The sequence below is a fragment of the Pseudomonas sp. 1L-E-NC-VB-C3 genome, from assembly GCF_057291535.1.
On the sequence record NZ_JBXAWD010000008.1, the window covers coordinates 212,112 to 236,496 of the forward strand.

19 protein-coding genes are annotated in these 24,385 nt (G+C 61.5%); 13 read left to right on the top strand and 6 right to left on the bottom strand.

All coding sequences use genetic code 11. From position 1 onward, the window contains the following. The first annotated feature begins 120 nt into the window (after positions 1 to 120). From eat to AC0Z5Z_RS15280, 9 genes are all read left to right on the top strand, one after another. Positions 121 to 1,572, top strand: coding sequence for an ethanolamine permease (eat, locus tag AC0Z5Z_RS15240; RefSeq protein WP_024014466.1), 1,452 nt, complete (start codon positions 121 to 123; stop codon positions 1,570 to 1,572). Between the two features lie 52 nt (positions 1,573 to 1,624). Further along, positions 1,625 to 3,019 carry an ethanolamine ammonia-lyase subunit EutB gene (locus tag AC0Z5Z_RS15245; RefSeq protein ID WP_485611265.1) on the top strand — a complete coding sequence of 465 codons (1,395 nt, stop codon included), beginning with the start codon at positions 1,625 to 1,627 and terminating at the stop codon, positions 3,017 to 3,019. Between the two features lie 5 nt (positions 3,020 to 3,024). Beyond that, positions 3,025 to 3,849 (top strand): ethanolamine ammonia-lyase subunit EutC, encoded by an 825-nt coding sequence (gene eutC, locus AC0Z5Z_RS15250; protein ID WP_485611266.1) that lies wholly within the window; start codon positions 3,025 to 3,027, stop codon positions 3,847 to 3,849. Positions 3,850 to 3,964: 115 nt separating this feature from the next. Further along, positions 3,965 to 4,426, top strand: a complete 462-nt coding sequence (locus AC0Z5Z_RS15255; RefSeq protein ID WP_016773002.1) for a GNAT family N-acetyltransferase — start codon at positions 3,965 to 3,967, stop codon at positions 4,424 to 4,426. Between the two features lie 228 nt (positions 4,427 to 4,654). Further along, a complete protein-coding gene (locus AC0Z5Z_RS15260) occupies positions 4,655 to 5,305 on the top strand; it encodes a DedA family protein (protein ID WP_095181915.1) in 651 nt (216 codons plus the stop codon). 4 nt (positions 5,306 to 5,309) lie between these two features. Beyond that, positions 5,310 to 6,122, top strand: coding sequence for a M90 family metallopeptidase (locus tag AC0Z5Z_RS15265; RefSeq protein WP_485611267.1), 813 nt, complete (start codon positions 5,310 to 5,312; stop codon positions 6,120 to 6,122). Positions 6,123 to 6,234: 112 nt separating this feature from the next. Continuing rightward, the gene (gene ppa, locus AC0Z5Z_RS15270) at positions 6,235 to 6,762 is read left to right on the top strand and encodes an inorganic diphosphatase (protein ID WP_003205933.1); all 528 of its coding nucleotides are present in this window, start codon (positions 6,235 to 6,237) and stop codon (positions 6,760 to 6,762) included. Positions 6,763 to 7,082: 320 nt separating this feature from the next. Beyond that, entirely contained in the window at positions 7,083 to 7,829 is a 747-nt protein-coding gene (locus tag AC0Z5Z_RS15275; RefSeq protein WP_041477707.1) for a S24 family peptidase, read from the top strand. A 418-nt stretch (positions 7,830 to 8,247) separates the two neighbouring features. Beyond that, a complete protein-coding gene (locus AC0Z5Z_RS15280) occupies positions 8,248 to 8,418 on the top strand; it encodes a hypothetical protein (protein ID WP_016772997.1) in 171 nt (56 codons plus the stop codon). Positions 8,419 to 8,480: 62 nt separating this feature from the next. Here the strand turns inward: AC0Z5Z_RS15280 and AC0Z5Z_RS15285 are convergent, their stop codons facing one another. From AC0Z5Z_RS15285 to AC0Z5Z_RS15310, 6 genes are read right to left on the bottom strand one after another with little or no spacing between them, the layout of a single operon-like run. Continuing rightward, complete coding sequence (locus tag AC0Z5Z_RS15285; RefSeq protein ID WP_095181917.1) at positions 8,481 to 9,293, bottom strand: YfaP family protein; 813 nt, start codon at positions 9,291 to 9,293, stop codon at positions 8,481 to 8,483. A 3-nt stretch (positions 9,294 to 9,296) separates the two neighbouring features. After that, the gene (locus AC0Z5Z_RS15290; RefSeq protein WP_485611268.1) at positions 9,297 to 10,916 is read right to left on the bottom strand and encodes a DUF2300 domain-containing protein; all 1,620 of its coding nucleotides are present in this window, start codon (positions 10,914 to 10,916) and stop codon (positions 9,297 to 9,299) included. 1 nt (position 10,917) lies between these two features. Beyond that, complete coding sequence (locus AC0Z5Z_RS15295; protein WP_485611269.1) at positions 10,918 to 15,492, bottom strand: alpha-2-macroglobulin family protein; 4,575 nt, start codon at positions 15,490 to 15,492, stop codon at positions 10,918 to 10,920. Next, positions 15,489 to 16,139, bottom strand: coding sequence for a DUF1175 domain-containing protein (locus tag AC0Z5Z_RS15300; RefSeq protein WP_041477701.1), 651 nt, complete (start codon positions 16,137 to 16,139; stop codon positions 15,489 to 15,491). The genes AC0Z5Z_RS15295 and AC0Z5Z_RS15300 overlap by 4 nt, the downstream gene beginning before the upstream one ends. Then, positions 16,124 to 17,836 (bottom strand): DUF2138 domain-containing protein, encoded by a 1,713-nt coding sequence (locus AC0Z5Z_RS15305; RefSeq protein ID WP_485611270.1) that lies wholly within the window; start codon positions 17,834 to 17,836, stop codon positions 16,124 to 16,126. Before AC0Z5Z_RS15305 ends, AC0Z5Z_RS15300 begins: the two co-directional genes overlap by 16 nt. 35 nt (positions 17,837 to 17,871) lie before the next feature. Beyond that, entirely contained in the window at positions 17,872 to 18,663 is a 792-nt protein-coding gene (locus AC0Z5Z_RS15310; protein WP_485611271.1) for a YfaP family protein, read from the bottom strand. Positions 18,664 to 19,162: 499 nt separating this feature from the next. Between AC0Z5Z_RS15310 and AC0Z5Z_RS15315 the strand changes: the two genes are divergently transcribed. The 4 genes from AC0Z5Z_RS15315 to AC0Z5Z_RS15330 all read left to right on the top strand — a co-directional run bounded on the left by AC0Z5Z_RS15315 (position 19,163) and on the right by AC0Z5Z_RS15330 (position 24,303). After that, entirely contained in the window at positions 19,163 to 19,405 is a 243-nt protein-coding gene (locus tag AC0Z5Z_RS15315; RefSeq protein WP_016772991.1) for an exodeoxyribonuclease VII small subunit, read from the top strand. After that, positions 19,402 to 20,289: a (2E,6E)-farnesyl diphosphate synthase gene (gene ispA / locus AC0Z5Z_RS15320; RefSeq protein ID WP_485611272.1), complete on the top strand. Its 888-nt coding sequence runs from the start codon at positions 19,402 to 19,404 to the stop codon at positions 20,287 to 20,289. Before AC0Z5Z_RS15315 ends, ispA begins: the two co-directional genes overlap by 4 nt. A 91-nt stretch (positions 20,290 to 20,380) precedes the next feature. Beyond that, a complete protein-coding gene (gene dxs / locus AC0Z5Z_RS15325) occupies positions 20,381 to 22,279 on the top strand; it encodes a 1-deoxy-D-xylulose-5-phosphate synthase (protein WP_485611273.1) in 1,899 nt (632 codons plus the stop codon). A 140-nt stretch (positions 22,280 to 22,419) separates the two neighbouring features. Beyond that, positions 22,420 to 24,303, top strand: coding sequence for a TonB-dependent receptor domain-containing protein (locus AC0Z5Z_RS15330; RefSeq protein WP_485611274.1), 1,884 nt, complete (start codon positions 22,420 to 22,422; stop codon positions 24,301 to 24,303). The last annotated feature ends 82 nt before the right edge of the window (positions 24,304 to 24,385 follow it).

Genomic DNA, 24,385 nt, shown 5'->3' on the forward strand with positions numbered 1-24,385 from the left:
CTCCGCGTTCCTTCAAAGCCGAACGCGGAGCGTCCGTTGATACATTCCTATGCTGCGCGTGGGAACGATCAGGTTCCTGGCTGTAGCCGGGCCAATAAAACAATAAAAATGGTGAACCCTATGCCAAGCGAATCCCCGGCCGGCGCTCCGGCGACCGGCTCCTCCGTCGACTTCGAAAAAGTCGGCACCGATTACTTCCAACAACGCGAACTGAAAAAAGGCGCCGCCGGCTGGGTCCTGCTGGTGGGCCTCGGCGTCGCCTATGTGATTTCCGGCGACTACGCCGGCTGGAACTTCGGCCTCGCCCAAGGTGGCTGGGGCGGGATGTTTCTCGCCACGCTGCTGATGGCGACCATGTACCTGTGCATGTGTTTTTCCCTGGCCGAATTGTCGTCGATGATTCCCACCGCTGGCGGCGGCTACGGTTTCGCCCGCAGTGCGTTCGGGCCGTGGGGCGGGTTTCTCACCGGCACCGCGATCCTCATCGAGTACGCCATCGCCCCCGCCGCCATCGCGGTGTTCATCGGTGCCTACTGCGAGTCGCTGTTCGGTATTGGCGGCTGGATGATCTATCTGGCGTTCTACATCATCTTCATCGCCATCCACATTTTCGGGGTCGGCGAAGCGCTCAAGCTGATGTTCATCATTACCGCCGTCGCCGCGCTGGCGCTGGGGGTGTTTCTGGTGGCGATGGTGCCGCACTTCGACGTTGCCAACCTGCTCGACATCCCGGTGACCACTGCGGTCGGTGCCAGCCCGTTTCTGCCGTTCGGCTACGTCGGCGTGTGGGCGGCGATTCCCTATGCGATCTGGTTTTTCCTCGCCGTCGAAGGCGTGCCATTGGCCGCAGAAGAAACCAAAAACCCCAAGCGCGATCTGCCGCGTGGCCTGATAGGGGCAATGCTGGTGCTGCTGATGTTTGCCCTGCTGATTCTGATCGTCGGTCCCGGCGGCGCTGGTGCGAATTCGCTGCTGACCTCCGGTAATCCACTGGTCGAAGCATTGAGCAAGGCCTACGGTGGCTCGACCTGGATGGGCAGCTTCGTCAATCTCGTCGGTCTGGCCGGGCTGATCGCCAGTTTCTTCTCGATCATCTACGCCTACTCGCGGCAGATCTTCGCGCTGTCGCGGGCCGGTTACCTGCCGCGCAAACTGTCGCAGACCAACAAGAGCAAGGCACCGGTGCTGGCTCTGGTGATTCCCGGCATCATCGGCTTTGGTCTGTCGCTGACCGGCCAGGGCGATTTGCTGATTCTGGTCGCGGTGTTCGGCGCGACCATTTCCTATGTGCTGATGATGGCCGCGCACATCACCCTGCGTATCCGGCGCCCCAAAATGGACCGGCCGTATCGCACGCCGGGCGGCATTTTCACCTCGGGTGTGGCGCTGGTATTGGCGTGCATCGCCGTGGTGGCGGGTTTCCTCGTCGATCCACGGGTGGTGATCGGCGCCGCGATCATCTATGGAGTGTTAATTGCTTACTTTGCTTTCTACAGTCGGCATCACTTGGTAGCGGGCACGCCGGAAGAAGAATTCGCGGCGATTCAAAAAGCTGAACAAGCCTTGCACTGATTGTCGAAAACCACGGCGCAGAGCTGTTCTGCGCCGTCACGGAGAACGCTGAATGGCCAGTTTTGCTCACACGGTCGGCGCGCAGACTTACCGCTTCGACAGCCTCAAAGACGTCATGGCCAAGGCCAGCCCCGCCCGCTCGGGGGATTTTCTCGCCGAGATCGCCGCGCTCAACGACGGCGAACGGGTGGCTGCGCAAATGGCCCTGGCGGACATCCCGCTCACGCACTTCCTGCAGGAAGCGCTGATTCCCTACGAAGCCGACGAAGTCACCCGGCTGATCATCGACACCCACGACAAACAAGCCTTCGCCGTGGTCAGTCACCTCACCGTTGGCGGCTTTCGCGACTGGCTGCTCAGTGACGCGGCGGACGAAACCAGCCTGCGTGCCCTCGCCCCCGGCCTGACCCCGGAAATGGTCGCCGCCGTGTCGAAAATCATGCGCGTGCAGGATCTGGTGCTGGTCGCGCAGAAAATCCGCGTGGTCACCCAGTTTCGCGGCACCCTCGGTTTGCGCGGGCGCCTGTCGACCCGCCTGCAACCCAACCACCCGACTGACGAGCCGTCCGGCATCGCCGCGAGCATTCTCGACGGCCTGCTCTACGGCAACGGCGATGCGATGATCGGGGTCAACCCGGCCACCGACAGCATCGCTTCGATCTGCGCGATGCTGGAGATGCTCGACGCAATCATCCAGCGCTACGACATCCCGACCCAAGCCTGCGTGCTGACCCACGTCACCACCTCGATCGAGGCGATCAACCGTGGCGTGCCGCTGGATCTGGTGTTCCAGTCGATTGCCGGCACTGAGGCGGCCAATGCCAGTTTCGGTATCAATCTGAATGTCTTGCAGGAAGGCTACGACGCCGGGCTCAGTCTCAAGCGCGGCAAACTCGGGCAGAACCTGATGTATTTCGAAACCGGTCAGGGCAGCGCGCTGTCGGCCAACGCCCACCACGGCGTCGATCAACAGACTTGCGAGACACGGGCCTACGCCGTGGCGCGACATTTCAAGCCGTTCCTGGTGAACACCGTCGTAGGATTTATCGGCCCGGAGTACCTCTACAACGGCAAGCAGATCATCCGCGCCGGCCTTGAAGATCACTTCTGCGGCAAGCTGCTCGGCGTGCCGATGGGCTGCGACATCTGCTACACCAACCACGCCGAAGCCGACCAGGACGACATGGATACCCTGCTGACGTTGCTCGGCGTCGCCGGGATCAACTTCATCATGGGCATCCCCGGCTCCGACGACATCATGCTCAATTACCAGACCACTTCGTTTCACGACGCCTTGTACGCCCGCCAGACCCTGGGCCTGAAACCGGCGCCGGAGTTCGAACAATGGCTGGCCAACATGGGCATCTTCACTCAGGCGGACGGCAAGGTTCGCTTCGGCAACAACCTGCCGCCGGCCTTCCGCCAGGCCTTGGCGCACTTGGGATAAGTCTTATGGAAAAACCACCGGTCGATCCGCAAAACCCCTGGCTGGAACTGCGCCGCCTGACCCCGGCGCGGATTGCCCTGGGCCGCACCGGCACCAGTCTGCCGACGCGGGCGCAGCTGGATTTTCAGTTTGCCCACGCCCAGGCCCGTGATGCCGTGCACCTGGCCTTCGATCACAGCGAAATCCGCGCACAACTGAGCGAGCGCGGGCGGGAAACCTTGGCACTGCAAAGCGCCGCGCCGGACCGACACACCTATCTGCAACGCCCGGACCTGGGGCGCAAGCTCAGCGATGCATCGGCGCAGGTCTTACGCGATTACGCCAGCGAACACCCGGGCGGCGTCGATCTGGTGATGGTCGTCGCGGATGGCCTGTCGGCGCTGGCGGTGCATCGGCACACGCTGCCGTTCCTGACGCGCCTGGAAGAGCAGATGAGCGGCGACGGCTGGTCCGTGGCACCGGTGGTGCTGGTGGAACAGGGCCGCGTCGCCATCGGTGACGAGATCGGCCAGTTGCTAGGGGCGAAAATGGTGGTGATGCTGATCGGCGAGCGCCCGGGCTTGAGTTCACCGGACAGCCTCGGGCTGTATTTCACCTACGCGCCGAAGGTCGGCCTCACCGACGCGTATCGCAATTGCATTTCCAATGTTCGGCTTGAAGGTTTGAGCTACGGCATGGCGGCGCATCGCTTGCTGTATCTGATGCGCGAGGCCTGTCGGCGCCAGCTGTCGGGGGTCAACCTGAAGGATGAAGCTCAGCTGCACACATTGGAGGCGGACGACGCTGTCGACATGAAAGGCAACTTCCTGCTCGATCCACCGCCAGCCTGAACCGTTTCCGCATTGCCTTTCTGCGCTGCTTTCAGGCAGGATCGACGCACGGCCGCCCGGGTTTCCCATCGCCGTCAGAGCAGTTGAAGACAGCCACTTGAAGACGAGACCTATCATGCGGATTATTCAAGCGACCCTCGAACATCTGGATTTGCTGACTCCTTTGTTCGTCAAATATCGCGAGTTCTACGGCTCCCTGCCTTACCCGGATTCCTCCCGCGCGTTCCTCGAAAAGCGCTTGCGCCGCAAAGAGTCGGTAATCTATCTGGCCCTGGCCGACGATGACGACAAGAAACTCATGGGTTTCTGCCAGCTCTATCCGAGCTTCTCTTCGTTGTCGCTCAAACGCGTGTGGATTCTCAACGATATCTACGTTGCCGAAGATGCGCGCCGGCAACTGGTCGCTGACAACCTGATCCGCACCGCAAAGAAAATGGCCAAGGAAACCCAGGCCGTGCGCATGCGCGTCTCGACCAGCGCGAACAACGAAGTGGCGCAGAAAACCTACGAATCGATCGGCTTCAAGGAAGACACCGAGTTCAAGAACTACGTACTGCCGATCAGCGACGAGCTCTGACTCCAACGGCTTCGGTGATGAGGGAGTTCGCTCCCTCGCCACGGCCACCTTTTCCCTGACAATTGCTCACTTCGCGACACTCCCCGCTACAAAACCGACGCGCTTTTCATCGCTCAGACCGTATAATCCCGATCTTTCCGGCTTGTAAGAAAAACTACACCCCGCTGTAGGCTTACACGAAGTCATCCGCACAGGCCTGCCGAGTCGGGCCGTCATACAGGTGCCCCCATGGATTTCAACCCGCTCGACCTTATCCTGCATCTCGATGTGTATCTCGATTTGCTGGTGAACAACTATGGGCCATGGATCTACGCCATCCTGTTTATGGTGATCTTCTGTGAAACCGGGCTCGTGGTGATGCCGTTCCTGCCGGGTGACTCGCTGCTGTTCATCGCTGGCGCAGTGGCGGCCGGCGGCGGCATGGATCCGGTGCTGCTCGGTGGCCTGCTGATGCTGGCGGCGATCATGGGCGACAGTACCAACTACGTGATCGGACGCACGGCCGGGGAGAAGCTGTTCAGCAACCCGAACTCGAAAATCTTCCGTCGCGACTACCTGCAAAAAACCCACGATTTCTACGACAAGCACGGCGGCAAAACCGTGACCATGGCGCGTTTCCTGCCGATCATCCGCACCTTCGCGCCGTTCGTCGCGGGCGTGGCGCGGATGCCGTACCCGCGTTTCTTCGGCTTCAGCGTGCTCGGCACCATCCTCTGGGTCGGCGGTCTGGTCACTCTGGGTTACTTCTTCGGCAACGTGCCGTTCATCAAGAAAAACCTCTCGCTGCTGGTGGTGGCAATCATTCTGCTGTCGCTGGTGCCGATGATCATCGGCGTGGTGCGCAGCCGGTTCGGCGGCACCAAAGTGCAATCGCACTGATCCGATGTGGTCACTGAGCGCCTGGCGACGCCGGCGCCTCTTGGCCAGGCACCCGATTGCCGACGACCTGTGGCAACGGGTGCGCCATCAACTCTCCTTCCTCGATGGCATCAGCGCTGCTGAAGACCAGTGGTTGCGCGAAGCCTGCGTGCTGTTTCTCGACGACAAACACCTGACCGCCCTGCCCGGTGTCGAACTGCATCAGGAGCAACGCCTGCTGCTCGCCGCGCAAGCACAGTTGCCGCTGATGCATCTCGGTGATCTGAACTGGTACCAGGGTTTCCACGAGATCGTGCTGTACCCGGACGACTTCCTCAGCCCGCAACGCCATCGCGATGCCAGCGGCGTCGAGCATGAGTGGGACGGCGAACACAGTGGTGAAGCCTGGCAGCAGGGGCCGGTGATTCTCGCCTGGCCCGGCGTACAGGCCAGCGGTGGCTGGGAAGGCTACAACCTGGTGATCCACGAACTGGCGCACAAGCTCGATATGCTCAACGGCGACGCCAACGGCCTGCCGCCACTGCACTCCGACATGCGCGTCAGCGACTGGGCCAAAGTGATGCAGGCCGCTTACGACGACCTCAACCACCAACTCGACCACGATCCAGACGCCGAAACCGCCATCGATCCCTACGCCGCCGAGAACCCGGCAGAGTTCTTCGCCGTCACCAGCGAATACTTCTTCAGCGCCCCGGATCTGCTGCATGAGGCTTATCCACAGGTCTACTTGCAACTGCAGCTTTTCTACCGGCAGGATCCGTTGGGCAGACTGCGGCAACTTCAGGCCACAGACCCGGTCTATCAGGCGCACGACTGAGCTCTGCACGACTTCTGGTACGTGGCGTCGGCGTAGGAATGTGCCTATAATCGCCGCCACTTTTTGGTCAATCCGGCCAAGTGTTTTTGGTCAACTACGGGGGCAACGCCCAATGAGCTACAGCAAGATTCCGGCTGGCAAAGACCTGCCGAACGACATCTACGTCGCGATCGAGATCCCGGCCAACCACGCGCCGATCAAATACGAAATCGACAAAGACAGCGATTGCCTGTTCGTTGACCGTTTCATGGCCACCCCAATGTTCTACCCGGCCAACTACGGTTACATCCCGAACACCCTGGCTGACGACGGTGATCCCCTCGACGTGCTGGTCGTAACCCCTTACCCGGTTGCTCCAGGCTCGGTAATCCGCGCCCGTCCGGTCGGCATCCTGAACATGACCGACGACGGCGGCGGCGATGCCAAAGTCATCGCCGTGCCACACGACAAGCTGTCGCAGCTGTACGTCGACGTGAAGGAATACACCGACCTGCCACCCCTGCTGATCCAGCAGATCGAGCACTTCTTCGCGAACTACAAGGATCTCGAGAAGGGCAAGTGGGTCAAGATCGAAGGCTGGGCCGGTGCAGACGCCGCCCGCGAAGCGATCACCAAGTCGGTTGCCGCCTACAAGGGCTAAGCAATTGCGCCTTGCGTGACGCTTGAAAAAAACCCCGGATTTCCGGGGTTTTTTGTTATTGGCGTCTGCATAATCGACTCGGTTGTTCAGGTCGATGTAACTCGAAATACACCTTGGTCGGCCCCCTCTCCCTCCGGGAGAGGGTTGGGGTGAGGGGCTCTTGAAAAAGCCCGACTAAACAAACCGTTTAAATTCCTACATGCAGTTTTAATCTGTTTAATTTCCCACAAGTACGTCTTACATCCCGTCGCAAAATACAGGCTTTTTTTGAACGCCCGGTTTATTCAAACCGCTCTAGTCCGGCCGTAGACTCCGTGTTTATGAGAAAGAACACTAGCGGTCCACGATTCAAGGCACTCCTGGAAGCAGCGAACATCAGCACCACGGATTTCGCAAGGTTCTGGGGCACGGAAGCCCAAAACGTTCATAACTGGTACACCCGGGGCGTCCCGGCGTATCGCATGGAAGAAGTCTCACGCCTGTTGTCGGTCAATAGTGAATGGCTGAAAACCGGGGAAGGCGTCAAGGAGGTCGCGCGCCTGCACCCACCCGCCAGCAATGGCGACACGTTCGATGCCCAGGCCATCTGCGGCGTCTACACCGTCATCAACCCCAGCGACATCGACCTGGCATTTTTCAAGGAAACCCCGATCGCCAACGGCGACGGTAAAACCCACGTCATCCTCGACCCCGACCAATCCCTGCGCCTGCCCCGCGCCCACCTCGATCAACTCGACATCCAGCACGCCAACGCCATCTGCGCGCACATGATCGGCAACAGCATGGCCGATCGCATCGAAGACGGCTCCATCGTCGCCATCGACCGCGGCCTGACCCAGGTCGTCGACGGCGAAATCTACGCCGTAGAGCACGACGGCATGCTGCGCATCAAATACCTGCACCGCATGCCCGGCAACGGCCTGCGCATGCGCAGCCACAACAGCGCCGAATACCCCGACGAGGTCTTCCGGCCGGCGCAGATCGAAGAGCAGCGGATTCATATTCTTGGCTGGGTGTTCTGGTGGTCGACACTGGGCAAGCGCCGGCCGGTGGTGCCGTTTCTGTGATTGTTTGCCAGAACCTGTGGGAGCGGGCTTGCCCGCGAAAAGGCCCTGACAACCGGTACAAATCCGGAGTTTGTAGCGCTTCAGTCGCTCTAAACCGCACTTGAGACTGGGAATCCAAAGCAAAACTCAGTATCCTGCGCCCCACATTCGCGCATCGACCCGCCCAGCGGCTCGAATGACGCCCGACGCGGCAGACCAACGTCTGACCAAGTCCCACAGCCGGACGCAGATCCGGATGTACGTTTTGAAGGCTGGCGCGGTTTACCAAAAATAAACCAAGCCAGTCCCCGAGAAGCCGGCCACAAGCCGGCTTTTTAATGCCTGCAACAAACCATATCCATTGCTGAAATTGCATTCCAGCTTGTATAGCGCCCAATGCACTGGTTACCGTCCCGCCAAATATCGCAGGAAACACCAAATGCCCAAAACCTCATTCCCCATTGAGGACGCGCTGAAGCGCGCCGCCGAACGAGGCGAGCCGCCTGCCGAAGATAAGTTGGCCAGTGAAGAAGATGACGAACTTGCCGCCATCGTTCACGAGCGCCTCGCCGCTCCTCAGCGAATGCAGGTCAGTCTGGCTGATCTGTAAGCTGTTCGAGCGCCCAGCTACAGTTGCTGAATTTGTCCAACAACCCGTTGGACAAATTCCCCTCACGGATAACTGAACGACTTCACCAGCGTCAATTCCCCCGCCGTCCGCATCGGCACTACAAACGTCTCCATCTTCTCGCTCGGCGTGCCTTCTTCAGTAATCACCGTCACCTGCGCCGTGGTCAGCGCCTGAACCGCTTCATCCCCACCTTCGTCATCTCCGCGATATCCACCGCCGTAATAATTCACATACACCAGATACTGCCCCTTGATCGGCGCGGCCATGGCGGCGATTTCCGGGCCGTAGCCGGTGGTGACGTCGACGTCGAGGGCGGCGCCGTTGGCGGCGCTGCGGTTGCCGTACCAGATGTGGGCGCCGTCGGGGGTGATCAGGTGCAGGTCGAGGTCGGTGCCGTCGCTGTCCCAGGCCAGCAGGACGCGCAGTTTGGCCGGGGTGGAGCCGCCGCGGGCGTTGAGGAATTGCGTGCGGTGGCGTTGCTGGCCGTCGGCGCTGCGCACTTCGACGCTGTTGCTGCCGTTGGGGAAGGAGAACGGGCGATCGAAGCCGCCGGCGGGGTCGATTTTCAGCGGCATGCTGACGCCGTTGACGATCAGGCGGCCGGGTTCGTTGTTCTTCGGCACGGCTTTGATCTGGCCGCTGATTCTGGCGGTATTGGCCTGGCCAAGCGGTGTGTTGACCGACGAGGCCGGGTAGTTGACGGTCTGGCGAAAGCTCTCGCCCTCGCCTTGCGGTGCGCCGCTGCGCCAGCCGCCCACCGGGGTGTCGAGTTTGACGCCATCGGCGGCGAACGCTTGCGGCAGCACGTTGAGGGCACAGAGCAGCAGCAAGACCTGTGGATAACGGAGTGTCATGGTCTATTCCAGCAAAAGGTGACGGGCGAGCCCTTCGATGTAGGTTTCATCCTGGCCGTTGGGGTGTGCTTCGAAGGCCAGGTGCAGATATTCGTGGGTCAGATCGAGGCGATCCTGCAGGCTCAGCACGCCGCGCACGTATATGCGCTGGCGTTCGCGGTCGACGAAGGGCCGGCCGAAGGCAAGTTTGCATACGGCGAAAGTGCTGACTTCGTTGTAGCCGGTTTCGCTTTCGAGCCTCGGACGCCAGCCGCGTCGCTGCTTTTGCAGCCAGTCTTGCGCGGCGGGTAATGCTTCGCAGGAGGCGACCGGGTTGTCCCAGCGGCTGAGGCTGGCGCGTGGATAGGCGTGCAGCAGAATCGCGTCGTAGCGCTGGCCGGCGTTCGCTTGCTCGACGGCTTGCTGCCAGGCGAGTTTGTCCGGGCCGGGCTGGTCGGAGTGATAGGTGACGGTGCTGCCGGCCAGTACCAGATCCGCCGTCCACGCCGCGATGTTGCGTGACGCGGCAGAGGCTGGACGCGGGGCGACGCGCTGGCGATTGCTGCTGTCGTCGATGCTCAGGCAATCGCCGTTGCGTGTGGCGTTTTGCAGCAGATAAGTGCGGATCGCTACGGCTAGCGCCTTGGCGGCTTCGGCGGGTTGCGGTTTGGCTTCGCGCTCAAGAACGCGGGCGACATATTCTTCGCGATCAAGCCTTGCGACGAGTTTGTCGTTGAGCAGAAAAAGCTCGCCATCGCTGTGGATGTCCAGCGCGTTGCCGTTGGCGAATTCGACGCGGTAGTCGCCGCGCAATGGCCCGGACGTGGCGACACGATCGCCGGCCAGAACTTTCGAAACCGGGTATTTCGAGAACAGCCCGACTTCCACACAACGCCCTGCGTCCGCTGGCCACGCCGTCGGCAACACGCTGGCCAGCGCCTGAGCGTAGTGCCGCAGAACCATTTGACTGGTACCGCGTCCACCCGCCCAGATCGGTGTGCCGTCGGCGCTCCAACCGGCGAATCCACCTTGCCGCGATTGTGCATCCTGGTCGCCGAGCCAACTCCAGGTTTTCACCCGCAGGCGCCCGCCCAACTCGCCGACGACATTGCCGTCCGCCGCGTTCAGCACGACATCGAGCAGCACGCGGCGCGTCTGATCCTGCGCTGGCAGCAATGCCAGAACGCTCAATAACTCGGCAACCGAAACCCTTGTTGCCGGTTGCACGGCTGGCAAATCCAGCAACCACGACGGTGCCTGCCGCGCCTGCCAATACGCTCGCCAATCCTTCGCTGCAATGCCCAACCGCGCGGGGTCGAAATACAGACCGCAGGATTTCACCAGTGCCTGATCCCGCTCGATCTTGCCGCCCGCCGAGCAGCAATAAACTTCTTCTTTGGACTGCCCGCGACATTCATAAGCCGGCTCCCGCGCACCGGTATCCACCAGCCAGGCGTAGACGAACAACTTCCACAGACTGCCCAGCGGCGCATCCAGCGACGCTGGCAACGGTTCGCGCTTGATCAGTTGCGTCTGACTCAACGACAACAACTCGCCCTGATAGGCCACGCGCAACGGCTCATCCTGCGCTGTCGCCAGCGCAGGCATCACACCCATCAGCAGCCACAACAGCGGCCGGCGCATGTCAGTTGACCGTGACCTGACCGAGGGCAGCTTTAGCCTCCTGGGCCTGATGCTGCGGTGCATACACTTGCTTGAAGCGTACCGGCGGCAGGTTGAACTGGCCCTTCTGCGAGAAGCGCACCAGATGGCGCAGGTGCAATTCGCCACTCAGCGCGTCAACCGGCACCGTGTAAGCCAACTGACCCGGTTCAAAGCGCGCCTTCTCCAGCGCGGTCGGTTCGGTGCCGTCCTTGCCCTGCAATTTGATGCCCCATGTCGTGCGCTCGACATCTGCGCCCGGTGGCAGCGGCACTTCAAGCATGCCGTAGCGCAGCGGTTTCGGTGCCTTGCTGGTGAGGATCACCTCGTCCAGGTACAGGCTGTCGCTGGACAACGGTTTAGTGCCGACCGGCTCGAGTTTGAAGGTGAACGCCTCGTCGCCCGGCACCAGCCGCGACAGACGCCGAGTGACGCTCACGGCCATCGGATCGACCTGCGGCTGTTGAGTCTGGAAGCTCAGAGCTGCACGCAACGGCCGCTCTTGCGTGCCGGACACGCTCAGTACGTTCGGCAAAGGCGTCGCGCCTTGCCATGTCCAGTACATCTCGCCGCTGGCCCCGTAGTTTTTCTTCCAGCCTTCACCCGGCATCAGCGCGATGGTCGGCGAAGCCTGAGCGATGCTGCGTTGCAGCCAAGTCAGCGCCAGTGCACGTTCCAGTGTCGATTGCTGCGGCAACAGACGTTGCAGCAGCGCTGTCGCACGAGCCTGATCAAACGGTTGCAGCGACAGGTTCAGTGCTTCAACGAAGGGCTGCGAGCTGACCGCCAGACGTTGTTGCGCTGCGCCCAGTTGCCGATTGAACGCCTCCGGCAAAGCAACTTTCGCCTGCGTCGCCAACGATGCAGTGAGTACCCGCGCCGCCGCCAGACCGAGCGCCGAATCCGGGTCGTTCATCACCAGACTGTCCTGGCCGTCGTCGAGCAAGGTTTCGGCAGCGCCTTCACCGGCCATGGCCAGATCGTCGATCAAACCGCTGAGCAGCGTGTTCACTGGCAGCTGCATCTGTTTGGCGAACGACAGAATCAGCGCCCGTTGCAGCAATGGCGTATTCGGCGCTTGCTTGGCATAAACCTCCAGCACCCGCTGCCAGTGCTCCGGCGGCAGGGTCAGGTCGAGTACGCGGCTGGCGTTCCAGTCGGCGTAATAGGCATAAGCGGTGAGAAAGGCATCGGGCTCGCCGTCGTAGCCCCACCAGGTGAAGCTCGCCGACGGCCCGGCCATTTGCACCAGGCGCAGACGACTGTTCTGCATGATCAGGCGCAAGCGATCGCGAATCTGCGGGTTCGAAGCCAGCGATGGATAGGCGATGCTCAACGGCAGCAAGCGACTGGCCGTCTGCTCGACGCCGCCGTACGGGTAGCTGAGCAGATCATCGAGGGCGGAACGGAACAGCGCTTGCGGACTGTCATCCAGACGCAGGCGAATATCCGTGGCATCCGCCGGCAAACTCAAGGGTGTATCGCCGCTGACCACATCGAGACTTTGCGTTTGCGTGACTTGCCAGCCTTCACCGGTGGCACTCAAGCGCACAGCCAGGGCATCGGCGACTTTGCCGTCCTGCACCAACTCCGCCGTCCACTCGCCAGAGGCCAAAGCGAACGCCGGCAGTGGCAGGTAATTGATGCCGCTGTTCAGGGTCACCGGCAGACGTTGTTCGGTACCGGCATAGTGAGTCACGAGTTCCGCCTTGACCGGTTTCTCTGCCTGACTGAACGCAAACACGCCCAGTTGCGGCTGATCGCCCTTGCGGAATTTGCTCGGCCCGCTCCACTTCAGGTAAAGCGGTTTTTCCGAACGGACAAACTGCTTCTTCTGCCCGACCTGACCGTCATCGGCAATCGCCCGAGCGGTGATGCGCCAGCGGGTCAGCGAGTCCGGCATCTTGAAGGTGAAGCGGGTTTTGCCGTCGTCGCCGGTCAACAGCTCCGGCTGCCACGCAGCGGTGTCGACGTCTTCACGGCGCGGACGCTCAAGCACCTTCACGCCGCGTTCGCTGCGATTGGCTTTACCCGGGGCGCCGGGGCTACCCGGCAATGCCACGTCGTAGCTGATGAATGACAGGCTGGCACTGGTGCGCACGTTGTTGCGCCGAGGGTGATAGAAGAACTGGTCGATGCTCGGCGCGACTTCCGGTTGCAGCGCGTAGATCATTTCGTCGACCACACTGACCGTCAAGTGTGCCGGAACCGCTTTGCCGGCGAACTGCGTGGTCAGGTCGACCGTGACCGTATCGCCCGGCAGGTACACCGCTTTGTCGGTGCTGATCGCCACGTCGATTTGCGGCGCGACCACTTTGATCCCGGCGTTCTGAAAGCTGTACTGACCGCCCTTGGTGTAGAGCACGGAGAAGGTCAGGTTCGGCGCGAAGCTGTCTTTCACCGCAATGCGCGCGCGGTATTGGGTGTCGCTGAGTTTTTCCAGTTTCAGCCAGTCGGCGCCCTTGGCCAGCAGCGCAGTGGCCTCGACCTTGTCACGCTCCAGCGACAGCAGTGCGTCGCTGACCGGCTCAGGGAAGGTGATCAGCGCCAGCGCTTCTTCGCCCGCCTTGTACTCGGGCTTGTCGAGGACGATTTCCACTGTGCCCGGCACCGCTTTCACACCGTCGCCGGTGACCGAATGGCCGGTGGCGCCGAGGACGCGACCGTGTTGATCCTTCAGCGTCAGGTTGTACGTGCCCGGACGTTCGAAGGTCATGCTGAAGCCTTTGTCATTCGCCGCGAGTTTGCCCTCGCCTGTGCTCTGGTCTTCCAGACGCACCCAACCATACGTGCTTGGGGTCACCGCTTTGCTTTGCTCAGTGCCGCCCTCGTTGGCGTAGCTGAACGCAACCTTGTCACCGACTGCACTGAAGCGTTGCGGCGCGCTCAAGCGAAAACTCGCCGCGCCACGGTCGATGAGGATTTCCTTGGTGGTCTTGACCCGATACGCCGCGCCATCGCTGGCGAACACGGTGAGCATGTAGCGGCTCGGTTTATCGGCTGCCGGCAAATCGAGGGTCGCGTTGCCTTTGCTGTCGGTAGTCAGTTCGGTGCTGGTCAACTCCACCGGGAATTGCCCGAGGTATTGCAGCTCGTTGTCGACCATCGACAATTGCTGGGCGCGCAGGCTCAGGCTCAATTTTGCATTGGCCACCGGTTTGCCGTCTGGGTAGAGCAGCACCAGACTGCCTTTCACCGGCTCACCGGTGCGGTAATCCTGCTTGGCCAGATTCAGCGAGATTTCGAAGTGCGGCTTGATGTATTCGGCAACGCGGAAAGCACTGCTGTAGGCCTGATCCTTGTAGTTGAAACGGATCTCGTAACCACCGGCCACGGCGTTATCCGGCAACTGGAAGCGACCCTGGGTACCTGCTTTCGAATCAAGCTCCAGATTGAGGGTTTGCAGTTCGGTCCCCGTGGCATCGAGCACGCTGACACTGACATCCGCCGCACCCGGCAGCACCGAATCCCGGGCATTCTTGAACTCGCGACCGACGATTTTCAGCGACACCCAATCGCCCGGGCGATACAGCGGCCGATCGGTGAAGGCATACAGTTTGGTGTCGTAGATTTCGCTGTCGTAATAGAAGTTTTCCGAGACGAACACGCCGCCCTCTTCGTCCTCGCCAATGACGAACGAACGCTCCGGGCTGACGTGTTTCAGACGCAGCAGACCGTCGGCATCGGTAGCACCGCTGCTCATTACGCCAAGGCCATCGGTCCACAGCACATTGACCTTCGGCACCGAGCTGCCTTCGTGTTTGCGCGCGGCCCAGACCAGCAATTCATCACCGGCAATCTTGCTCACCGCGACGGTGTTGGAGACGAACACCATGGTGGTCGCGCGGTACTTGCCGATCAGCGCTTCAACCAGATACAGCCCCGGTTTCAGGTTACCCAACGGGATGTAAACGTTGCCCGGCGCGACGCTGACGAAGTCACTGGACGAGCCGGCCAGATTGACCCCGGTCGGTGGCTGGATCGGCTTGGCCTGCCACAGTGGATAACGGAACTGGCTGACCACCGGCAGACCCGGGATCAGCGCAAATTGCGGCTGCGCGTCGTACGGCGTCGGCGCGGCCATGGCCTCGCCCATTTTCAGTTCCGGCACTTCTTCGGTGACCTGCTTGCGCGATTCGTAAGAGAACGCACGCTGCATCACCCGCCGGGATTTGCGATACCAGTTGTCCCACAGATACGCGAGAGTGTTGGACAAACCTTCGCCCTTGAACTGGCCGTCACTGACGACGCGGTGCAGGTTCTTCTGGCGCTTGAGGAAATCCAGCGGCTTGTCGATGCGATATACGCGAATGTCGGCGCCGCCGTACGGTTCCATGCGAAAGCGCCGGTAGTCACGACCCGGGGCTTCGAGGCGGACCATCGCCGGCTCGTCGCTGGCAAAACTGCTGTCGGCGAGCAGGAAAAAACTCTCACCGGCCACCGGCGTGTAATTGCTCGGCTCCACCGAGTCTTCGGCATTGACGCAGGAAAACGGCAGCAACAACGCCAACAGCAAGGAAATTCGCGAACAGATACGCAACATGCGGGCACCGGTCATTGGGAGAGAAAGTTCAGTCGATAGACGCCGATGAAGTTGGGGTTGGCTGCGTCGGGTATCCATCGGGTGTCCTTCCATGTCATGAGTTGCTGCAGGCTTGCCGAACGCATGCCGTTGTCAGTTGGGGTGGTGGTGCCGGTGTGATAGGCGATGTAGCGGCCCATCCAGATCATCAGGTGCTGATCGTCGCCCTGATCGAAAAACATCAGGTCACCGGGCCGCGCCTGCGCCACATCGCGGCCGACCAGATGGCTGTTGAACTGAATCAGTTTGATCGCGTTGACGTACGGCCCGACCTTGCCGCCGCCCTGCTGCCACTGTTGCGCGAGCTTGCGTTGCTCGTTGCTCAGCGTCAGTTCCGGCGGCAGGTAGCGATTGGACAGACCATTGCTGCGCAGCCATTTGTCGTCGTGGACTTTCAGCGCTTCGTTGGCGGCAAAGCGCACCAGGCCGGCGCAGTCCTGCTGATACCAGCGCGGGCTTGGGCCTTGGCTCAATTGCTCTTGAGCAATACGCACAAACCAGGCGCGAAACACCTGGGATTGCGCCGGGTCGAGCGCTGGCGCTTCAACCGCACGGGCGCCGGCGCTCAGCAGCAAAGCAAGCAAGCCGAGGCTGCGGATCAGTGCGCTCACAGCGCCTTCCATTCCAGCGGCAGCCATTGCCAGTGGCCGTCAGGCTCGCTGCCTTCGGGCAGGGTCAGGGCATATTTGCCGTAGCCGCCAAGGGTGCGCAGTTTTGGTATCAGGTAGGTTTGTGCGGCGTTGTAGAACACCGGCTCCATGTCCTGCGGCAGGCTGTCGAGGGTTTCGCGCTGCATCAGTTGCGCCATCGCGTCCGGGCCGAAGTAGATCGGCATCAATACGTCTTTTGGCAGCACGTCGGCCATCGGCGGGAAGCGCTTGTCGAGGGTGCCGAGGGCTTTGTCGACGAGTTTGTCGTCGAGGGAAAACAGCAGCGTCGAGCCATGACGGGCGAGGCTGACTTTCATGAACGCCTTGCCGGAAATCGCCTCCGGGTTCTCGGCGGTCTTCGCCGCGTACGGCCCGAAACTGGAACTGACCTGACGCTGCCAGACGTGGCTCTGGCCTTCCTGCTTGTCGATCACCGGGAATACGCTTTCGGCGACATTGGCTTCGAACGCGCCGACCATCGAGCCGAACAACTTGCCCAGATCACCATCAAGCTTGCTGCTGTCCTCGTCTTTGAGGCTGGCGACCAGCAATGGCGTGTACAGCCGCGAATCGGCGTACCAGCACAGGCCGGCCGCGCCGGCGATATGTTCGGTGAGGGTCTGCGCCACCGCTTCTTCGGCGCCGAGTTTGATCAATATCGGCTTCTGCGGTTCGGCCGCTACTGGCAGGGTCACGCAAGCGCTCGCCCCCAGCGGCATCGCTTGCCAGACCGGTTTGAAATCGAAGTCCGGCTGGTTTTCCAGCTCATCCATGGCCAGATAGCTGTGCCAGCCCTTGTCGTCCATGTCGAAACGCAGCCCGGCGAAATTCGGGATGAAGCGCTGATAGCCCATCGCGAGCACGCTGGAATTGACCGAAAGACGCTGCTTGGTTTCCGGACTTTTCGCTGGCAAGCCGAACGCTTCGGGGAAGAGTTTTTCACCGTTGAGCAACGCCGCCAGCGCTTGCGCGGAAACGCGGCCCGACTCCTCCGAGACGCCGCTCTCGGGGTCGTAGTACTTGGCTGGATTGGACAGCACCACCAGTTTGTCGCCGCGCGACGCGAACAGCAGCGATTTGCTGGCGTTGTAGCTGAGTTGATACAGCGGCACTTCGTCGCTGCCGACTTTGAGAGTGCCGAAGACGCTGAGCTGGGTGTCATCCAGCGCCACTTTCGCCAATGGCTCGAGCAGCTTGGCCAGCCCGCCGCGATCCATCACCAGCAGGAAATCCTTCAAACGACCATCGGCGCCACGCCACAGCGCAACATCGGCCGGTTGATCGAAAAGCTGCTCGATCAGGCTGTCCTGCAACTTCAGGTCATGCTCGTAGATGATCCGCCGCAGGCTGCCGATCAGGCCGAGGCGATCGGCGTGGGTTTCGTAATAGAAGACGAAATCCTCGGTAAGCGTGGCCTTGAGGAACGGCACCGTCAGCAGGTCCTTGGGCAACTGGCTCAGTGAACGGGTTTCGAGCAAGGCATCCGGACGGCCGAGGCCGAGCCTGTCACTGGCCAGTGCCGCTGGCGGCGCTTTGGGCTTGAGCAGCAGCCAGCCGAAACCGCCCGCCACACCGGCCACCAGGCACAGGCCGAGCACGACCAGCGGCCAGCGCCGCGAAGGTTTGGCCGCCGGTGTCGCGGCAGCTGGAGTCACAGTGTTATCGCTCATGTTCACAACATCCGAGTTCATCCGTGGCGGGATGCTTAATAGTTGAAAGTCTTGACCAGCAACAAATCACCGATCGCCCGCAGGGGCACGATGAAGGTTTCGCGTTTTTCGTCGACGGTGTTTTCGTTGAGCACCAGGGTGATCTGCGAAGTGATCACCTCGTTCTGATTGCTGGTCTCCTCGAAGTTATAGCCACCATTGCCGTAGTTGCCCCAATAATTGACGTAGACCAGATACGCGCCGTGCAGCGGCGCGGTCATGGTGAACATTTCCGGGCCGGGGCCGTCGACGCCATCCGGGTCGAGACCGCCGCCATTGCTCAGCGCCGGCCGTGCCCAAAAGGCATGCTGACCGTCGGGGGTGACAATATGCAGATCCAGCTCGGCTTTCGGGTCGTCCCATCCCAAGACAAGACGAATCTTCGCCGGCGTGCGCAGATTATTTGCTTCATAAAATTGCACGCGCTTGAGCGACTGGCCCTCGGCGCTGATCACTTCAACGCTGTTGGAGCCGGCGCCGAAGGCGTAAGGCCGGGCAAAACGTCCCTGATCATCGGTGTACAGATTCAATGGATTGCCGTTGACGGCGAGGCTGTGCGGCGGGCGCATTTGGCCGAGGGCTTTGAGCTGGCCCTGGATCATCGTGCGATTGCGCTGGATGCCGCGATCGATCGGCGGCGTCGGGTAGGCGACCTGCGGATGTTCCGAGCGATCGAGCAAGCCGTGATAACGCCAGCCGCCCACTGGCTCGGACAATTGCGCAGTCGGCGCGGCCCACAGCGCAGGCGCGCAGGCAAGGCCTATCAGCAGCAAAAGAAATGAACGCATGTGACGCCTCCTGCCATGCCTTGAACGAAACCTTGCACCCGATCCTCGGTACTTCACAGCGGTGAACTGCGTTTCGTCTGAATGCCCCGCAACTGTCGGGGCCGTAGAAGCGGCGAAGATTAGCGATTCGGCAGTTTTTTAACAATCGGATACATGTGTGATTGCTGTAGGAATCTCGCTTTCGAGAGGGCGTGAGCCGAATAGCGAAGTTATTCGGCTCACAAAATGAGCCGAATAAGCCTCAGCCCCGAAACTTCACATTAACTTTGTGACGAGGGGATTTATCCCCGCTCGGCTGCGCGGCAGTCGTAAAACCGGCGACTTCGATTTTCCTGAGAGTATCGGTTGTCTGGTTTTAGGGTTGCTACGCAACCCAGCGGGGATAAATCCCCTCGCCACAGGGGTCATGTGCGCGGCTTTGGGCGGGGCGCCTCATTTGCCCATACCCCCCCTATCTGCTAGTGTCGCGCCGGTTTAACGTCTACCGGAAATTGCCGCCATGGCCCGCAAAAAAGCTGCACTGGATTTCGAACAATCCCTCGCCGACCTGCAAACACTGGTCGAGCGTCTGGAGAACGGTGAATTGTCGCTGGAAGACTCGCTGACCGCTTTCGAGCAGGGCATCGGCCTGACCCGTGACTGCCAGGCGGCGCTGGCCCAGGCCGAGCAGAAAGTGCAGGTGCTGCTGGAGCGCGATGGCGAGCTCGCCGAGGAACCCTTCGACGCGGATGAGCCAGAATGATCGCGGCGTATTCGGCGAGCAGTCAGGCCCGGGTCAACGCGGCGCTGGAAACGCTGTTCGACGCGCCGCTGCCGGAACTGGCGCGGCTCTACGAAGCGATGCGCTACAGCGTGATGAACGGCGGCAAGCGCGTGCGCCCGTTGCTGGCTTACGCCGCGTGCGAAGCCCTCGGCGGAAAGGCTGAACAGGCCAGCGGCGCGGCGTGTGCGGTCGAGCTGATCCACGCCTACTCGCTGGTGCATGACGATTTGCCGGCGATGGACGATGACGATCTGCGTCGCGGCCAGCCGACCACCCACAAGAAATTCGACGAAGCCTGCGCGATCCTCGCCGGTGACGGCTTGCAGAGCCTGGCCTTCAGCGCCCTGCTCGACCCGCGCCTGAGCGATTGCAGCAGCGAAATCCGTCTGCAGATGGTCACGGCGCTGGCGCACGCAGCCGGTCCGGCGGGCATGGTCGGTGGCCAGGCCATCGACCTCGGCTCGGTCGGTCTCAAGCTCGATCAAACGGCCCTCGAGCAGATGCACCGACACAAGACCGGCGCGCTGATTGAAGTCAGCGTCAAGCTTGGTGCCCTGGCCAGCAGCCGCGCCCAGCCTGATCAGCTGCAGGCATTGCAGACTTATGCACAGGCCATTGGTCTGGCCTTTCAGGTGCAGGACGACATCCTCGACGTGGAAAGCGATACCGCAACTCTCGGCAAACGCCAGGGCGCCGACATTGCCCGCGACAAGCCAACCTACCCGGCGCTGCTCGGCCTCGACGCCGCCAAGGCCTACGCTCTGGAACTGCGCGATCAGGCCCTGCAGGCGCTGCGACCGTTTGACGCGGCCGCCGAGCCGCTGCGCGAGCTGGCGCGGTATATCGTCGAGCGGCGCAACTGACGGCGTATCGGCCAAAAAAGACCAACGCGTGGGCAGGGGCCGATGCATCAGGTAAACTGCCGCATCTTTTATACCTATAACGATTCGCCTGATGCCCACGACGTTTCATGAGATTCCCCGCAAGCGCCCGACCACGCCCCTGCTCGACCGCGCGAACACGCCGGACGGCCTGCGCCGGTTAGGCGAAGCCGAGCTGGAAACCCTGGCCGATGAGTTGCGCCTGGAATTGCTCTACACGGTCGGCCAGACCGGTGGGCATTTCGGTGCCGGCCTGGGCGTGATCGAGCTGACTATCGCGCTGCATTACGTCTTCGACACCCCGGACGACCGTCTGCTGTGGGACGTCGGGCATCAGGCGTATCCGCACAAGATCCTCACCGGTCGCCGCGAGCGCATGGCCAGCCTGCGTCAGAAGGACGGCATTGCCGCATTCCCGCGCCGCTCCGAGAGCGAGTACGACACCTTTGGCGTCGGCCACTCCAGCACTTCGATCAGCGCCGCGCTGGGCATGGCCATTGCCGCCCGCCTGCAGGACAGCGATCGCAAGGCCATCGCCGTGATCGGTGACGGCGCGCTGACCGCCGGCATGGCCTTCGAGGCGCTCAACCATGCGCCGGAAGTCAACGCCAACATGCTGGTGATTCTCAACGACAACGATATGTCGATCTCGCGCAACGTCGGCGGGCTGTCGAATTATCTGGCGAAGATCCTTTCCAGCCGCACCTACGCAAGCATGCGCGAGGGCAGCAAGAAAGTCCTTTCGCGCCTGCCCGGCGCCTGGGAAATCGCCCGTCGTACCGAAGAATATGCCAAAGGCATGCTGGTCCCCGGCACCCTGTTCGAAGAGCTGGGCTGGAACTACATCGGCCCGATCGACGGCCACGATCTGCCAACCTTGATCGCCACCCTGCGCAACATGCGCGATCTCAAAGGCCCGCAGTTCCTGCACATCGTCACCAAAAAAGGCAAAGGCTTCGCCCCGGCGGAAGTCGACCCGATCGGCTACCACGCCATCACCAAACTCGAACCTCTGGACGCCCCGGCCGCTGCGCCGAAAGCCGCCAGCGGGCCAAAGTATTCGGCGGTGTTCGGCGAGTGGCTGTGCGACATGGCGGCGGCTGACGCGCGCCTGGTCGGGATCACCCCGGCGATGAAGGAAGGCTCGGATCTGGTGGCGTTCAGCGAGCGTTTCCCGGAGCGTTATTTCGACGTGGCGATTGCCGAGCAGCACGCGGTAACGTTCGCCGCCGGCATGGCCTGCGAAGGCGCGAAACCGGTGGTGGCGATCTATTCGACATTCCTGCAACGCGGTTACGACCAACTGGTACACGACGTCGCCGTGCAGAACCTTGACGTGCTGTTCGCCATCGACCGTGCCGGCCTGGTTGGCGAAGACGGCCCGACCCACGCTGGCAGCTACGACCTGTCGTACCTGCGCTGCATCCCGGGCATGCTCATCATGACCCCGAGCGATGAAAACGAATTGCGCAAAATGCTCACCACCGGCCACCTCTACAACGGCCCGGCGGCAGTGCGTTACCCACGTGGCAGCGGCCCGAATGCAGTCATCGAAAAAGATCTCGAAGCGATCGAAATCGGCAAGGGCATCGTCCGTCGTCAGGGCAGCACAGTCGCCATGCTGGTGTTCGGCGTGCAACTGAGCGAAGCCTTGAAAGTCGCCGAGAAGCTCGACGCCACCGTGGTCGACATGCGTTTCGTCAAACCGCTGGATGAAGCGCTGGTGCGCGAGATCGCCGGCAACCACGAGTTGCTGGTGACTATCGAAGAGAACGCAATCATGGGCGGCGCCGGTGGCGCGATCAGCGAATTCCTCGCCCGCGAGAACATCCTCAAGTCGATGCTGCATCTGGGCTTGCCGGACATTTACGTCGAACATGCGAAACCGGCGCAGATGCTTGCCGAGTGCGGGCTGGATGAGGCCGGGATCGAAGCGTCGGTTCGCCAGCGCCTGGCATTGCTCGCCCAATAAACGCAATACCCTTGTGGGAGCGAGCCTGCTCGCGAAAGCGGACTGTCAGTCACAGACGAACTGACTGATACACCGCCTTCGCGAGCAGGCTCGCTCCCACATTTGATTTGTGTACACCTGAAACTCCCGTTGGACTGTCCATGAACCTCTCCCGCCTCGCCCTGCCCTTCCTCCTGCTGCCAACCGTCAGTGCCGTCGCCGACACCTTCGAGCGCGATCAGGCGCTGAAGCTGCCGGACACGCTGATCAGCGCCAATCGTCAGGTCGAGGCGCGCAACGACAGCAGCGCCGCCAACACCGTGTTCACCCGCGAAGACATTGATCGCCTGCAACCAAGCGACGTGCCCGATCTGCTGCGTCGCGTGCCCGGCGTGCAAGTGGCGCAGACTGGCGGGCGCGGCAGTCTGCCGGGGATCTACATTCGCGGCACGCAATCGGCGCAGAGCCTGGTGCTGGTCGATGGCCAGCGCATCGGCAATTCGACTTCCGGCGACAGCAATCTGCAACATCTGAACATCGAGCAGATCGAGCGCGTCGAAGTGCTGCGTGGTTCACGCTCGGTGATTTACGGCAGCGACGCGATTGGCGGGGTGATCCAGATCTTCACACGACGTGGCACTGGGCAAGGCTTGCAGCCACGCCTGCACTTCGGCTTCGGCAGCCAACAGAGTTGGCAGCGCAGCCTCGGCTTGTCCGGCGGCGACGACAAAACCCGCTTCAACCTCGGCGCCAGCCTCGACGAAACGGCCGGGATCGACCGTACCCACGAGTCGTATCCAAGCGACAGCGACCATGACGCTTACCGCAACAAATCCCTGAGCCTGAGCCTCAGCCACGCGCTGAACGAGGACATCGAAGTCGGCGCCAATCTGCTGGATAACCGTGGCAGGAGCGAATTCGACAATCCGTTCGGCCGCTTCGACATGGACACGTTTGAGTCGGTGCAACAGCAGCCGTACAGCGACTTCAATATCAGTAGCGTGAGCAGTTACGTCGATGCGCGGGTCAACGAAACCTGGAAAACCCGCGTCGAATTCGGCCACAGCGAAAACCGCGAGAAGACTTTCGACAAGCTCAGTGACGAGCGCACGGTGTTCAACACCTATCGCGACTCAGTGAACTGGCAGAACGACCTGACGCTCGACCCGCGCAACAGCCTGATGCTCGGTGGTGACTGGTACGAAGACCGGATCAACAGCAGCACTGCGTTCGACGAGGACAGCCGCTGGAATCGCGCAGCGTTCATCCAGCATCGCTATCAGGCCGACAGCTTCTCCACCGAGATCGGCGTGCGCCACGACGACAACCAGCAGTTCGGCAGCCAGAACACTTGGAGCGGTACTTTCACCCTGCCGCTCAATCCGGATAACGACGTGCTGCTGAGCTACAGCGAAGGTTTCCGCGCGCCGACCTTCAACGACCTGTACTACCCGGATTTCAGCAATCCCGACCTGAAACCGGAAACCTCAAAAAGCTACGAACTGCAATGGCGCAGCCAATTGAGCGACAGCGCGCGGCTGGAGGCCTCGATTTACCGCACCGATCTGCAAGACGCGATCATCTTCGGTAGCAACTCACGCCCGCAGAACGTTGCGTCAGCGCGCATCAACGGTTTTGAAGCAGCGCTGAAGCAGGAGCTGTTTGGCTGGCAGAGCAATCTCGGCGTGGCGATCATTGACCCGCGAGATCGCGATACCGGGCATACCCTGGCGCGACGGGCGCGGCGCACGGCCAGTTGGGATCTGGATCGGCAGTTCGATCGCTTGGGTCTCGGCGCCAGTTGGCAGTTGGTCAGTGGCAGTTACGATGATTTGAACAACACCCAGTCGCTGGGCGGCTACGGCACGCTCGGGCTGCGCAGCAGTTGGGCGTTGAGCCGTGAGATCAAGCTGGATCTGAAGGTGGATAACTTGCTGGACAAGGGTTACAGCCGGGCGAACTACAGCTATGAAGGTGCGCAGTATGGCTATCGTGAGGAAGGTCGGGCATGGATGTTCGGGGTCACCTGGACTCCTGAACTCTGAACTGACATTTGTGTTGGTTGGCAGGCCTCTTCGCGAGCAGGCTCGCTCCCACAGTAGATTGAGTGCGGCCACACATTTTGTT